Annotated in this window: 13 protein-coding genes; 6 read left to right on the top strand and 7 right to left on the bottom strand. The window is 60.9% G+C overall.

Features of this window, described 5'->3' with window-relative positions; translation table 11 throughout:
- Positions 1–45: 45 nt before the first annotated feature.
- Both G3256_RS15915 and G3256_RS15910 read left to right on the top strand, forming a co-directional pair.
- Positions 46–804: an SDR family oxidoreductase gene (locus G3256_RS15915; RefSeq protein ID WP_169641761.1), complete on the top strand. Its 759-nt coding sequence runs from the start codon at positions 46–48 to the stop codon at positions 802–804.
- Entirely contained in the window at positions 804–1,316 is a 513-nt protein-coding gene (locus G3256_RS15910) for a gluconokinase (RefSeq protein WP_206040759.1), read from the top strand. The genes G3256_RS15915 and G3256_RS15910 overlap by 1 nt, the downstream gene beginning before the upstream one ends.
- Here G3256_RS15910 and G3256_RS15905 read toward each other — a convergent pair whose 3' ends face one another.
- The 5 genes from G3256_RS15905 to G3256_RS15885 form a co-directional block, all read right to left on the bottom strand.
- The gene (locus G3256_RS15905) at positions 1,317–2,048 is read right to left on the bottom strand and encodes an ABC transporter ATP-binding protein (protein ID WP_169641760.1); all 732 of its coding nucleotides are present in this window, start codon (positions 2,046–2,048) and stop codon (positions 1,317–1,319) included.
- Positions 2,033–2,803: an ABC transporter permease gene (locus G3256_RS15900; protein WP_206040758.1), complete on the bottom strand. Its 771-nt coding sequence runs from the start codon at positions 2,801–2,803 to the stop codon at positions 2,033–2,035. The genes G3256_RS15905 and G3256_RS15900 overlap by 16 nt, the downstream gene beginning before the upstream one ends.
- 2 nt (positions 2,804–2,805) lie before the next feature.
- Complete coding sequence (locus G3256_RS15895; RefSeq protein WP_169642474.1) at positions 2,806–3,807, bottom strand: ABC transporter substrate-binding protein; 1,002 nt, start codon at positions 3,805–3,807, stop codon at positions 2,806–2,808.
- Between the two features lie 243 nt (positions 3,808–4,050).
- Positions 4,051–5,517: a mannitol dehydrogenase family protein gene (locus G3256_RS15890; RefSeq protein WP_169641759.1), complete on the bottom strand. Its 1,467-nt coding sequence runs from the start codon at positions 5,515–5,517 to the stop codon at positions 4,051–4,053.
- 210 nt (positions 5,518–5,727) lie between these two features.
- Entirely contained in the window at positions 5,728–7,401 is a 1,674-nt protein-coding gene (locus G3256_RS15885; protein ID WP_169641758.1) for a BCCT family transporter, read from the bottom strand.
- A gap of 395 nt (positions 7,402–7,796) precedes the next feature.
- Here G3256_RS15885 and dcm point away from each other — a divergent pair, with 395 nt between their 5' ends.
- From dcm to G3256_RS15865, 4 genes are all read left to right on the top strand, one after another.
- Positions 7,797–9,026: a DNA (cytosine-5-)-methyltransferase gene (gene dcm / locus G3256_RS15880; protein ID WP_169641757.1), complete on the top strand. Its 1,230-nt coding sequence runs from the start codon at positions 7,797–7,799 to the stop codon at positions 9,024–9,026.
- On the top strand, positions 9,019–9,474 hold the full coding sequence (locus G3256_RS15875) for a very short patch repair endonuclease (protein WP_169641756.1): 456 nt from the start codon (positions 9,019–9,021) through the stop codon (positions 9,472–9,474). The genes dcm and G3256_RS15875 overlap by 8 nt, the downstream gene beginning before the upstream one ends.
- Positions 9,474–10,811: an MvaI/BcnI family restriction endonuclease gene (locus G3256_RS15870; RefSeq protein WP_169641755.1), complete on the top strand. Its 1,338-nt coding sequence runs from the start codon at positions 9,474–9,476 to the stop codon at positions 10,809–10,811. The genes G3256_RS15875 and G3256_RS15870 overlap by 1 nt, the downstream gene beginning before the upstream one ends.
- 106 nt (positions 10,812–10,917) lie before the next feature.
- Positions 10,918–11,550 carry a TetR/AcrR family transcriptional regulator gene (locus tag G3256_RS15865; protein WP_169641754.1) on the top strand — a complete coding sequence of 211 codons (633 nt, stop codon included), beginning with the start codon at positions 10,918–10,920 and terminating at the stop codon, positions 11,548–11,550.
- Positions 11,551–11,573: 23 nt separating this feature from the next.
- Here the strand turns inward: G3256_RS15865 and G3256_RS15860 are convergent, their stop codons facing one another.
- Entirely contained in the window at positions 11,574–12,335 is a 762-nt protein-coding gene (locus tag G3256_RS15860) for an HpcH/HpaI aldolase family protein (RefSeq protein WP_169641753.1), read from the bottom strand.
- A gap of 129 nt (positions 12,336–12,464) precedes the next feature.
- Positions 12,465–14,348: an SLC13 family permease gene (locus tag G3256_RS15855; RefSeq protein WP_169641752.1), complete on the bottom strand. Its 1,884-nt coding sequence runs from the start codon at positions 14,346–14,348 to the stop codon at positions 12,465–12,467.
- Between the last annotated feature and the right edge of the window lie 32 nt (positions 14,349–14,380).

Raw genomic sequence — 14,380 nt, 5'->3', positions numbered from 1 at the left:
CATAAAATGAACGAAGTGCCGAAGTCGAGCAGAAAGAGCCCCCTCATGAGCCTGTCCCTATTCGACCTTTCCGGTAAGCGCGCACTGATCACCGGATCCTCTCAGGGGATCGGTTTTGCCCTCGCAAAAGGGTTGCAGGAAGCAGGTGCAGAAATCGTTCTCAATGGTCGCGATGCGGACAAGCTCGGTGTTGCGGCTGAGGATTTGGGTGGCAACCCTCATCTGCTGCCGTTCGATGTTACGGATCACGACGCCGTCCGTACGGCAGTGGATGGTTTCGAGGAGGAAACCGGCGCGATCGATATCCTCGTAAACAACGCGGGCATGCAGCACCGCACACCGCTGGAGGATTTCCCGGCCGATGCCTTTGACCGGCTGATGCAGACGAATATCGCCAGCGTTTTTCATGTGGGTCAGGCCTGTGCACGTCATATGATCCGGCGTGGCGCGGGCAAGATCGTCAACATCGCCTCGGTACAGACGGCACTCGCGCGTCCTGGTATCGCGCCCTATACAATGACCAAAGGGGCGGTGGCTAACCTCACCAAAGGCATGGCCACTGACTGGGCCAAATACGGGTTGCAGTGTAACGGTCTGGCGCCGGGGTATTTCGACACGCCGCTCAACGCCGCTCTGGTCGCTGATCCTGAGTTTTCCGCCTGGCTCGAAAAACGCACGCCCGCCGGGCGCTGGGGCAATGTTGATGAGCTTGTCGGCACCTGTATATTCCTCGCGTCGGGGGCATCGTCCTTCGTGAACGGCACAACCGTCTTCGTGGACGGCGGCATAACGGCATCACTTTGATGCAGCGCTACGTGGTGATGGGGGTCTCGGGCTGCGGCAAGACCTCTGTCGGCACCGGATTTGCAAAAGCCATCGGGGCACAGTTTATCGATGGCGACGATCTGCATCCGCCTGAGAATGTCGCCAAGATGTCCCGCGGAGAACCTCTGGATGACAGTGATCGTGGCCCCTGGCTTGCGGCTGTTGCCGCTGCACTCGGGCAGGCCGGAGGTGACGTGGTGATCGGATGTTCTGCCCTGCGCCGGCGCTATCGTGATCTGATCCGCGAGGGTGCAGGCGGTGATGTCATCTTCCTGCACCTGTCGGGCAGCCGTGATCTTATTGCCGGCCGGATGGGCGCGCGGGAGGGCCATTTTATGCCTCTGACACTGCTTGACAGCCAGTTTGCGGCCCTCGAGCCGCCCGGACCCGATGAAACCTGTATCACTGTCGATATCGATCGGTCCGAAGCGCAGGTTGTGCAGTATCTCGTCCGGCAGACGCAGGATCTCAGGGGCGATGGCCGCGCCTGATCAGAGCGCCGCCGCGACCGCGTCTGAGAACCGGCCCAGCTCGCTTGTTTCGCGTTTGCGGGGCCGTTCGACCGGCACCGGTTCGTCAAAGGCAATTCCGGCGGGCTGACCGGACAGCACCACAACCCGGTCGGCCAGAAAGGCGGCCTCAGCAATGTCATGCGTCACGAAAATCACCGCCGCACCGCTGGCCTGCCAGATCTGGGTCAGTTCGTCCTGCAGCGACGACCGGGTCAGTGCGTCTACAGCAGAAAAGGGCTCATCCATCAGCAACACATCTGGTTTCACGGCCAGCGCCCTGGCAATGCCGCCGCGCTGAACCTGTCCGCCGGAGAGCTGATGGGGGTATCGGTCGCCAAGCTCCTCGAGCCCGGTCAGCCGCAGCACCTCTTCGATGCGCGCCGTGCGCTCACCCGCGGGCAGGGACAGCCCCTCAAGTCCGTATTCCACATTGGACCGTAGTGTCCGCCAGGGCATCAGGCGCCCGTCCTGGAACACAATGGCGCGCCGGCGCTGGCCCGGACGTTCGGCGCTGTCGAGTGTCACCTCGCCCTGATCAGGCTGCAAAAGCCCCGCTATCGCGCGCAGCAGAGTGGATTTGCCAACACCGGAGCCACCGACGATCGCAACAAAGGCGCCACGCTCCACGGTCAGTGAAAAGTCCTGCAGGATCGGCTGGTCTGCACCGGGATAGCGCAGGCTGACCTGGTCAATGCTCAGGACGGGCGCCATCGCAGGATCCTTTCTTCGGCAAAACTGAACAGCCAGTCACTGATGGTATAGACCAGCGATATCGCCAGCATATAGATGACCACAGCCTCATATGCACCGACGCCGGCGGCTGAGTTCATCTCCTGACCCATACCGGGCACTCCCAGAAGTTCGGCCGCTATGAGTGTCATCCAGGCCTGGCCCACACCTGTGCGCAGACCGGACAGAATACCCGGAGAGGCCGCGGGCAGCGTGATCGAGCGATGCAGCTTGAAATAGGCCCCCTGGCCAAAGGCGCGCGCCAGTTCGTAAAACCGCGGATCAACGTTGCGGACCGCAGAATAGGTGGCGAAATAGTTAACCCAGAAGACCCCGATTGAGATCACAAAGGCAGCCCCTGCGTGGCTCACCTTGAACCAGGCGATGGCAAAGACCACCCAGGCCAGCGGCGGAATCGGTCGCAGAATACGCGCCAGCCAGGCATGATAGGCATCAAGACCCCGTGACGTGGCTACGGCCATGCCAATGATGAATCCCAGAAGGCTGCCCAGAAAGAGCCCCCAGATATAATGTACGAGGCTTGAACCCACCGCAGGCAAAAGGCGCCCGGAGGTGAATTCGTCCATCAGTGCCGCAGGCAGCAGAAAGGGGTCGGGCATCGTGCCGCGTCGCACCCACTCGAATTCCTGTGCGCATTTCCACAAGGCGATAAAGCTCAGAAGACCGGCCGCGCCCAGAAGTGCACGGCCGGTTTTCGTTTCAGTCAGGGCAGTCAATTTCAGCCTCCGGACAAAGAGTCGTAGATTGAAACGTCAAAGAGCGCATCCAGATCAACCGGCTTTTTGAGTGTTCCGATCTCCGCCTGAAAATCATGCATGACGCGTGTACCCTCAATGATGAAGTTGGGGTCAGACACAAAGCCGGCGGCGGAGCCTTCGATGGCGGTCCGGATGATCTTCGGATCAAGACGGCCACCACCGACATATTTCGCAACGGCCGGCGTGGCGGCTTCGGCATCGTTCACCAGCAGGTCAGTGGCACGTTTATGTGCCGCGACCAGCGCGCGGACCTGATCGGGGTACGCCGCGATCGCCTCCGATCGCACCGCCAGCACCGCACCGGGCTGACCTGGGAAAAGCTCAGAGCCCGCAGCCACGACCACCGCATCATCAAGGCGCGAGGTTACAATCGAGACGATCGGTTCAAGGATTGCCGCGCCATCAACGGCACCGGTCAGCAGCGCCTGCTGCACCTGGGCTGCCCCCTGAAAAATGATCTCGACCTGATCCACATCTGCGCCAAGCTGTCGGCGCAGCCAGAACTGCAGAACCGTCTCAGGCACAGATCCGGTTGGGAAGGTTGTGATCACGGCCCTGCGTCCTTTGTCGGCGGCAAACCGGTCAAACGCGGTTGCATGATCACCGTCGAAATAGGGGGCCAGTTCACCCAGTGCGACCACGGAAATCTGCTCAACGATATTGGAGCTGACGACCTTGATGTCTGCACCGCGGGCACGTGCGACCATCGCAGGGCCGATCCCGAAATAGGCCACGTCAAGCTGCCCGGCCAGCAGCGCCTGCACCATGGCCGGACCGTTCTGAAACTGTACCAGATCCGGTGTGATGCCTGCCTCATCAATCCAGCCTTCTTCCAGCCCGATGAAAAGCTGTGATACGGGCAGGATCGGCATGTACCCGATCTCAAACTCCACACGCTCCTGAGCGCTGATCTGAGCAGGTACAACGGCGGCCAGAGCGGCCAGAAGTGCGGCGAATATCATTCTCACGGGTCTGTCCCCCTTCAGTTCCGGTATGGTGAGGCGGATATAGGATCGTTTCCTGAAAAACTGCCAGATCACCCACGCACAAAGGTCCCGTGGACCATTATTTCTGTCCGGAGCGGGAAAGTTTCCCGTTCTGAGCTGAAATTAAGAACGACCGAACCCCTCTGTGATGGGGTTTGCGGTTCCTGACGCCGCAGTGGCCTGGCCGTGCGGCAGCAGTAAGACGTGGTCGCCCGGTCTTCAGCCCGAGACCGCATCAAGGATTGCGGCCGCATCTCCCTGTAGCATCGGCGCAAGTTTCTGCGCTACCGCGTCATTCCAGCCCGGATCTCCCGACAGACCCTCAGGCAGAAGCCCCGGCAACGCTGCCAGCCGCGCAGTGATCCCGCGCGCGTCTGCGCCGCCGGCATGCAGTCCGCGCAACTCATCCGACCGCGGATCCTGCACCTCATATCGCTGCCCGTCCGGGGTGAGGCCGGCGGTGTATCTCAGCCAGACCGCTGTCGCAGTGGCAAAAGGCGTGATGTCCAGCCCGCGGGTTTTTGCGGCAAGGGCAGGTGCGAATATCCGCTGCGGCATCTTCTGGCTGCCGTCCATGGCAATCTGTGCGGTCTTATGTGCGATCTGCGGATTGGCAAACCGCTGCATCAGATCATCGGCGTAACCGTCGAAATCAAAACCGCCGATCGGATCCAGGGTTGCCGCCGCCGCCTGCATATGCCGCCGCACAACTGCGCGTAACTGCGGGTTGCCGATCGCGTCGCGCACGAAAGGAAAACCGCACAGAACGCCGGTATAAGCGATCAGCGAGTGCGCCCCGTTGAGCATACGCAGTTTCATGTTTTCAAAGGGAGCGACGTCGCTGACAAAAAGCGCGCCACCGGCCTCCCAGTCGGGCCGTCCCGCACAGAACCGGTCTTCGATAACCCACTGGGTAAAGGGTTCGGTCTCAACCGCTGCATTGTCTGCGCTTCCCAGAAGGTCCGCCACTTCTGCTCTGAGGTCTGCGGTCGGTGCCGGAGTAATCCGGTCAACCATGGTCGCGGGAAAGGTCACGTGCTCCGCAATCCAGTCCGCAAGAGAGGCGTCGGTGCGGCGGGCGAAATCCAGTATCACATTGCGCACCATGCTCCCGTTGTCCGGCAGGTTGTCACAGCACAGGACGGTAAAAGGCCCCGTGTTCGCCGCGCGCCGCCGCCGCAGGCCTTCGGTGATCAGCCCGGCGAGACCCGTTGGCGTATCGGGCCGTACAAGGTCATCGCGCACCGCTGGGTGACCGGGATCAAGCCGGCCGGTTGCGCGGTCGAGGCCGTAAGCCTTCTCGGTTACCGTCATGCTGACGATCCGGGTGGCGGGGTTCTGCAACGCCGCAAGCACCCCGTCCGTGCAGCGCACCGCGGCGAGGGCCCCTGCGATGCTGCCGATGACCTGGAGGTGCGGTGTGCTGCCGGGGCCCGGGCGGGTAACAAGAGTATATCGACCGTCCTGTTCGCTGAGCGCATCAGCGACGGCGGTGCTTTGCAGGCTGACGCCCAGGATCCGCCAGTCGCCACTGCTTCTTGTGAGGGCCGCGTCGGTGCAGGCCGCCTGATGGGCCCGGTGAAAGGCGCCGGGACCGAAATGAACGATACCGGTGCCGGCCCGCGCCGGGTCGTATCCGGGACCTTTTATCCCCGGTGGCAAAACAGTATCGGCAGACAGCGGCATACCCGCTCCTACCTGCCGCGCAGGATGGCGTCAAATCTAAGCGGGTTTCGTCATGGTTTTTGCTGGAGAAAGGAGCGGCGCCGTGCGACGGGAGCGCCCGGGGGCATTCGGAATCTGATTACAGATATCGGGCCGGTTTTCTCCCATAATAAAAAGAAAAGGCCCCGGGACAGATCCCGGAGCCTTTTTTGCTGAACGCTGTGGCGCGCCTTATTCTGCCGGTGTCGCCGACGGCTCAGCAAGTGTCGGAACACCCGCAGCCTCGCGCCGGCCATCATTGAAGATCGCCTTGATCAGTGAGAAACACATCAGCACCATGACGATGGAGAAGGGCAGCGCCCCGATCACCATCGCGGTCTGAATGGCTGATGTACCGCCCGAGATCAGCAGGCCGGCCACCACGAGGCCGAGTGCCGCCCCCCAGAAGAGGATGTGCGGCCGTGCCTTCGGGCCTTCATCACCTGCTGCGTTGATCGTGTTCACGATCAGCACAGCAGAGTCTGCCGATGTCACAAGGAAGGTCATCAGCAGCACAACGATCAGCAGTGCCATGGCCCAGGCCAGGGCATCAGCGATCGGGGACAGCATGAACTCGGTCATGGCAAAGATCTTGTCGCCGTTCGCGGCATCGAAGATGACCCCGTTGGCACCGCCGTTAAGCTCAAGATCGATGGCAGTTCCACCGGCCCAGGCGAACCAGACAAAGCACATCAGGGCAGGTACGATAAGCGCCCCGAGCACGAACTCGCGGATCGTCCGCCCGCGTGAGATACGCGCGAGGAAGAGGCCCACGAAGGGTGCAAAGGCGATCCACCATGCCCAGTAGAAGACCGGCCACCAGCCCTGCCATTGTGCCAGAAGGAATGCTTCGGATCCTTCGACACCGTCTGATTTCCAGACATTCAGGCTCATACCCGGCAGCGCCAGAACATAATCCCAGAGCCCGACAAACATCGCCGACGCCCCGAACCAGGTGGCCCCGAAGATGATAAAAAAGCTCAGCAGGAAAATCGACAGCACCATATTGATGTTCGACAGCCATTTGATGCCCTTACCGACGCCAGAGAGTGCCGAGAGGGTCGAGGCTCCCATAATCACGATGATCGCGATAATGATACCTGCCATCGTGGCGCCGCCCTCAGCATTGACCAGACCGCCGATCCCGATCCGCGACAGACCCGCGACAAACTGCTCGACACCAAACCCGAGTGTCTGCGCGACGCCGAGAATGGTTGCCACAACGGCAACGATATCGATGACATGGCCCAGAGGCCCGGAGAGTGCTTTGCCGAAAAGCGGTGTGAGCGACGACCTGATCGTCAGCGGCAGACCTCTGCGGTAGCTGAAGAACGCCAGAGACAGTCCGGCGATGCCGTAACACGCCCAGGCGCTGAAGCCCCAGTGCAGGAAGGACCATTTATAGGCCATGCGTACGTTGTCCGCAGCGCCGCCCGTGGTCAGACCTTTGATCGTTTCCGGGTTGCTTCCGAAATGTGCGACGGGTTCCGCGACAGCCCATGTCAGCATGCCCACGCCGATACCGGCACCGAACATCATCGAGAACCAGGAAAAATTGGTAAATTCCGGTTCTTCGTGATCAAGGCCCAGCTTAAGTCTGCCCGCGGTCGGCCAGATCGCAAGTGCCAGACACACAATGACAAAGAAGGCGACAACCCAGATGTACCAAGCGGCGAAGTTGCCGAGGATATAGCTGTTCATACCATTGAGGACAGCGCCCGACTGAATTGGCCAGAAAATCGCCCAGACGACAAGCGCGCTGATGATGATTTTACTGATGACTGTAACGTTAACGCTGAATCCCCGGTAAAACCCCGTGTCGGCGGTTTTGATCGGCAGATCCGTGAGGGGTGGTTCGATCGCCATTCGTGTCTCCTTGTTGCTGTCCCGCTTCATGGCCGCCACTTCAACGGGCGATCCCGGCAGAATATTGGTCAGGTGTTGCGCCGCCCGTCCGTTGCAGGCCGGATGGCCGGCGCGCGACCCTGCGTAACCGTACAGTATTTGAGTTAATTGATAAGGGAAAATATTGTGGTCCTGTGGATTCGGCAGGACGGGGACCGTGCCTCCGGTCGGGCGCTGGCGGGAAGGTGGCAGGGCCAGCTCTGTGGCCGGTTGAGAACGTGAAACCCGAAGTCCCGGCATGACCTCTCTGATCGCGGATAAAATCGCCGGTGTTTCATGAATGTTCTTGGCAACAGGGAGCTTCCTGCCCATAATGTCAGAAAAATTCCCCCCGTTGGCGGAAGAGGAAGAGCAGTATGACCGAATTCGACCTTTTGCTGCGCAAAGCAGGGCACAGTGTGCCGGAAGCTGCGAAACTGCTTGGCTATTCAGAAGGGCATATTTACCGCTGGAAGCGCGGCGAAGAGGTCCCGCGCGAAGCGGTGCTGAACCTGCTGCGCATGGAAATCGACACCCGCAAAGCGGCACCGGCTGAAACGGTTTTCACATTCGCTGATCTGTTCGCCGGCATCGGTGGTCTGCGCAAAGCGATGGAGGGCGCGGGCGGGCGCTGTGTCTTCACCTCCGAGTGGGACAAATACGCACAGCAGACGTATCTCGCAAATTTCCCAGACAACCGACCCCTTGCCGGTGACATCCGCGACGTCGACGCGGCAGACATTCCCGCGCATGACGTGCTGGTCGCAGGCTTTCCCTGCCAGCCCTTCTCCATCGCCGGCGTTTCCAAAAAGAACGCACTCGGGCGCGCACATGGCTTTGACGATGAAACCCAGGGCACCCTCTTTTTCGATGTCCTTCGGGTGCTGAAACACCATCGCCCCGCGGCGTTTCTGCTGGAAAACGTGAAAAACCTCAAAAGCCACGATAAGGGCAAGACCTTTGAAGTGATCCGCCGCAAACTCACAGCAGAACTTGGGTACACCCTGCATACCCGCGTGATCGATGCGGCGCATTTCGTGCCCCAGCACCGCGAACGCATCGTTATTGTCGGTTTCCGCGATCCGGTGCCGTTCAGCTTTGACGATATGCAGGTGCCCGAACGTGGGCATCTGCGGGTGCGTGATGTCCTGCATCCTTCAGATGGCAGCGAGGCGCCCGAAGGGCATTACACCCTCGGGGCGGATGCACGGGTCAGCGACAAATATACACTTACCGATAAACTATGGGCCTACCTGCAGGCCTACGCGGCCAAGCACAAAGCCGCAGGCAACGGTTTTGGCTATGGCCTCGTGACGGGTGACAGCATCGCGCGCACGCTCTCCGCACGATATTACAAGGATGGCTCGGAGATTCTCGTGAGCCGTGGCGAGGGCCTCAATCCGCGCCGTCTGACGCCCCGGGAATGCGCGCGGCTCATGGGCTATCCTGAAAGTTTCCGTATCCCGGTCTCCGACACCCAGGCCTATAAACAGTTCGGCAATTCCGTCGCCGTTCCGGTTTTTGCCGAGGTCGCACGGGTCATGCAGCCTCATATTCTGACCGTGATGCGGGAGGCCGCGCCGCAAAGACTGGCCGCCGGTGGCTGACGTTCACGACCCGGCCACGCGCAGCCGCAATATGTCCGCGGTCCGCGGCAAAAACACAAAGCCCGAACATCAGATCCGCCGCGCGCTGCATGCCCGGGGGTTCCGGTTCCGTCTGCATGGTGCAGGCCTGCCGGGGCGTCCTGATCTGGTGCTCAGAAAATACCGGGCTGTCATCTTTGTGCATGGCTGTTTCTGGCACGGACATGACTGTCCGCTCTTTCGCTTGCCCGCGACCCGCACCGCGTTCTGGGAGGCCAAGATCACCGGCAACCGCGAACGCGACACCAGGCAGGAGGCAGAACTTCTCGCCGGTGGGTGGCGGGTGGGGACAATCTGGGAATGCGCGCTCAGGGGACAGCAGAAGATCGGCGCAGAAGCCGTGGCCGGTGCCCTCGCGGCCTGGTTGCCTGAAGGCGGTGAGCAGCTTGAAATAAGGGGGCGCGCGTAATGGCTGACGCCCTGACCGCGCTCATTTTGAGGATGGAGGCGACAGGGGCGACCGGATTTCTCGCCAAAGAGCTCGCACCCAACGATAATTCAAAGAATCAGCTCTATCTGGGCTCAGATTTCGGTGTGCTGAACATTCTGCCACAGGGCGGGCTGGTCACGGATACCTCAGATCTTGCGGGCAGCCGCCGGGACCGGGTCAAAGCACCGCTGATCTGGGACTGGCTGTTGCCGGACGGTCTGTCGCGCGCACCCGATGCACAGCTGATTTTGTATCCGGCCTATCCTGAGGTGCGCCTCTCGGGGTTACTGCGCGGCGCGGAGGGTGCGCCCGCCGACGTCATCCGCTCGCGGGCACCGGGTCGCGTGCTGTTTCTCGGCGTTGTGCCGGGGGAACGCATTCTCGCGTGGGCAGGATTTGCCGAAGACCCGGTGGTACGCGCCTTCAGAGATGCCGGTCAGTTCGAAAGCCGTGGCGTTTTCAGCAATCTGGGCCTGCTACACACCGGCACCGATACCCGCAGCATGCTGATCGCCGGACTGACGGATATTGCAGACGCCGGATGGCTGCCCTCACAAAAACTCGGCGCCGATGGTCCTGTGCCATACCGGGCGCCAAACGGTGGTGGATACACCCTCGAGGCTGCCCTCGGGATACGCCCCAACGGACATGCAGCGCCTGATTTTCAAGGTTGGGAAATCAAGCAGTTCGGAGTGTCTGACTTTGTGCGCAACACCCCACGCAGCGCTGTGACGCTGATGACCCCTGAACCCACGGGCGGCTTCTACCGCGAGGCGGGGGCGGAAGCATTCGTGCGCCGCTACGGATACCCTGACCGCTCAGGCAGGCCGGATCGCCTGAATTTTGGCGGCGTCTATACCGTTGGCAGCGGACCCGTTGCGCTGACGGGGCTTTCTTTGGAGATGGACGGCTTTGATCCGCAGGCGGGCCGGATCACTGACATTGAGGGCGGTCTTTTTCTGAAAGATAGTGATGGTGGTATCGCTGCCTTCTGGAATTACACCGGGCTGATCGCGCACTGGAACCGCAAACATGCGCAGGCCTGCTATGTCCCTTCGGTCAGGCGCGGGCCGCCGGTGGAATACGCTTACGGACGGGACGTGTTGCTGTGTGAAGGGACTGATTTCTTCCTGCTGCTGCGCGCTTTTGCGGCGGGGGTGGTAAGCTATGACCCGGCGTTGAAACTGGAGGAACGCGCAGGCGCACGGCCGGCGCTCAAAAGACGCAGCCAGTTCCGCACCCGGCACCGTCAGGTGACATCGCTTTACCGGCGGAGTGCTGTCGTCCGTCTGCCCGGTGGCGGGCCTGCGGGCTGACAGTCTTTAATCGCGCCGCATCCTCTGTATTGTGCAGGCTGATCCGGGATAGAGTGCGCGAGAAAGACTGCGCAGGCAGGACAGAAAACAGGGCTGCAGGGCACGAATGGCGGGAAAAGATAAATACAAGAACGGCCGCGGTCCCGCCCGCCACACGCGCGATGACTGGATCCGGACAGCCCTTGATACGCTGATCTGCGAGGGCGTGGGAAATGTCAAAATCATGGTGCTCTCGGCCAGGCTGAACACCGCACGCTCAGGGTTTTACTGGCATTTCGACAGCCGTGCGGATCTGCTGGACCGGCTGCTGGAGCACTGGCGGGCAACAAATACGCGCGCAATTACCGACAGTGCGGCGCGTCCGGCGGACACCATCTGTGCGTCCATCGTGAACGTGGCGACCTCATGGACCGGAGAGGGAGGGTTTGATACCCGGCTCGATTTTGCAATCCGCGACTGGGCGCGCCGCTCGGCATCTGTTCGGGCGGCGCTTGATGCGTCAGACAACGAACGGGTCGGGGCCCTGACGCAGATGTTTCAGCGCCACGGATTTGATGACAAAGAGGCGCAGGTGCGCGGGCGGATTCTCTATTACACACAGATCGGCCACGATGCGCTGGACCAGAAAGAAGACCTGGAGACGCGCAGGAGCAGGACCTGGCACTACCTCTACTGCCTTTCGGGCCAGGAGCCCGCGCAGCAGGATGTCGATCGCCTCGACGCCGCACGCATGCCGTAGCGACCGCACGCAGAGCAGTGCCGCTATCCGAGATCGTGCAGAGCATCCGCTTCGGCATTGGCGCCGCGCAGCATGAAGGCATGCTCTGAGGCTACAAAGAACATCGTAACGCCCAGTTTATTCAGTTCGGGCCCCGCAGCAGCGCCCGCAGCAAAGGTCATGAACGCTTTGTCATGTGCTTTCGCAGCCTTGCCGGTGTCCGAGATCGCATCAAGCACCATGGGGTCTGCGGGATTGGTTTTGCCATAGCACACCGCAAGATCAGCCGGCCCGACAAAGAGCCCGTCGATGCCGTCAGTCGCCGCAATGGCCTCTGCGGCCTGCACGCCTTCGGGTTCTTCGATCTGGGCAATCACGATGGTTTCGTCGATGCTCTGCTGCAGCACTTCGGGCATCGGGCGGGTTGCATATCCGGCCCAGCGTGTCGATCCTGCGTAACCCCGCCCGCCATGTCCGAAACGTGCGGCCTGCGCCACCATCTGAGCTTTTTCAACGGTATTCACATGCGGCACCACGATGCCGGTCGCACCGGAATCCAGCGCTTTTAGGATTTCCACAGGCGTACCGGCCGGCACCCGGACAAGCGCGGGGATCTTCAGCGCGCGGCACATCGCAAGGCAGATATCCATCCGACCCCGGTCAAACGGGGCATGCTCGGCATCAAGACAGATAAAGTCGAGCCGCGAGAGTGCCAGTACTTCGATCATCTCATGCGCAGGCGTCTTCATAAAAGTTCCGACGAGGATTTCTCCGGAGAGCATGCGGGTCTTGAAACTGGTGGTCATGGGGGCCTCGTTCTGTCGCGCGGCGGGCAGGCCGCCGGTTCAACGCCACCGTGCCGAATACGGCCTGCCGGGGCAACCGCGAAAACACAGACACCTGCCGCATACCCACCGGCAAAAGACCCCGGCGGATCAGAACACCAGGTTCATCACCGTAAGCGAGACCACCAGAAAGAGCAGGGTCATCACCCCGCCGCTTTTCATGAAATCCGTCACCTTGTAACCGGCGGGCCCCATAATCAGCGCGTTAACCTGATGGGTCGGGATCAGAAAGGAGTTGGACGTCGAGATCGCCACAGTGAGCGCAAAGATCGCCGGATCACCCCCGGCGGCCAGCGCGATTGATACTGCCAGCGGCACCAGAAGGACGGTTGCGCCCACGTTCGACATGATCAGCGTGAATACTGTGGCCAGTACCGCAAGACCTGCCTGCAGCGACCAGACCGGCCAGCCTTCAAGCAGGGTCAGGATCTGCTGGGCGATCCATTCGGCCGTCCCCGTGGACTGCACGGCCTGGCCCAGCGGGATCAGGCTCGCCAGCAGAAAGATCGTACTCCAGCTTACCGAGGCATAGGCCTCGTCGATGTCGATCACTTTTGTCAGGATCATGCCCACCGCACCGGTCAGCAGGCAAAGCGAGAGCCGCAGGTCAGTAAACAGGATCAGCCCCAGTGCGATCAGAAAAAAGAACAGCGCCCAGCCAACCTTGGCAGGGCGCATTTCCTCATGCGGAAAATCCGTTGTGACCACGACGAAATCACGGTCCCGGGTCAGACGGGTCAGCGCCTCCCAGGTGCAGTGAATGACCAGGGTGTCGCCGGCATGAAACGGAACCTCACCCACAGCGGTTGGTTCATGCTGGTCGGTCGCCACGTAGCTCATGGTTTCTTCGTCACGGTGAATGGCCAGCAGGCTCGCGCCATAGGTTTTGCGGAAAACCAGATCATGCGCGCATTTGCCGATCACTGCCGAGCCGGGCGGCACAACCATTTCCGCCACACCCGACCGGGTGGGTGCGTAGTCTTCGGCAAATACATCAAGCTGGTTATGCAGGATGTAACCGCCCTCGTCGACCATCTGACGGATCACTTTTTCACGGCCCAGCACCGCAAAACGGCACGGCGCTGTGATCTCGGTCTGGATCACCGGCGCAAACCAGCGTTTGCCACGATAAGCGCTTCCGATGATATAGATGTGATACTGTTGCATAACGTCATCGAACGTGCGCCCGACACAGTCATGACCTTCCGGCACGGATATCTCAAAGATATCGGTTTTCAGCCCGTAGATTTTTTTCAGGTAGTCTTTGAGCGACTGGCCACTGGTCGCATCGCCTGCTTTTGTTCCCGCGGGCAGCACCCAGCGCCCGAAGAGGGTGAAATACAGAATTCCGGTGATCACGAGGCAGATGCCCACAGGTGTTACAGAAAAAAGACCAAAGGTCTCCATCTGCTGATCGGGGGGCAGGGTGTCATTGGCGCTGAGCAGAAGATCGTTAAGCAGGATAAGCGGTGAAGACCCCACCATGGTCATCGTCCCGCCGAGGATCGCACAGAACCCCATCGGCATCAGCAGGCGGCTGAGCGGCAGTTCTGTGCGCACCGAGATCCGGCTGACCACCGGCAGAAAAAGCGCCGCAGCGCCCACGTTCTGCATAAACGACGAGATGAAACCGACGGTACCTGACACGATGGGAATGATCCGCGCCTCGGTCTTGCCGCCATGTTTCAGAATGAGGGCCGCGACCCTGCTCATCAGACCGGTTTTGTCGAGACCAGCTCCGATGATCATCACAGCGATGATGGAGACAACGGCATTGGAGGCCAGCCCGTCGAAAAGCCGGGAGACATCCGCCAGGCTGTTGAGCGCGGGCACCTGACTGAGCAGCCCGAGCAGGACCATCACAAGGATGGCCGCCAGATCAATGCGCACGATTTCAGAGATAAAGAGGAAGACGGTAAACGCCAGCAGCCCGAGGACGACGGACATCTGCAGCGTAAGTTCGACCGTTTCCATATAAGCTCCCCGGTCTCAGTCTTACGGGTTTT

Origin of the sequence: Roseobacter ponti (assembly GCF_012932215.1) — a bacterium.
GTDB classification, from domain to species: Bacteria; Pseudomonadota; Alphaproteobacteria; order Rhodobacterales; family Rhodobacteraceae; genus Roseobacter; species Roseobacter ponti.
The sequence above is the reverse complement of the archived record's forward strand: the minus strand, read 5'-3'. Positions and strand labels throughout refer to the sequence as shown.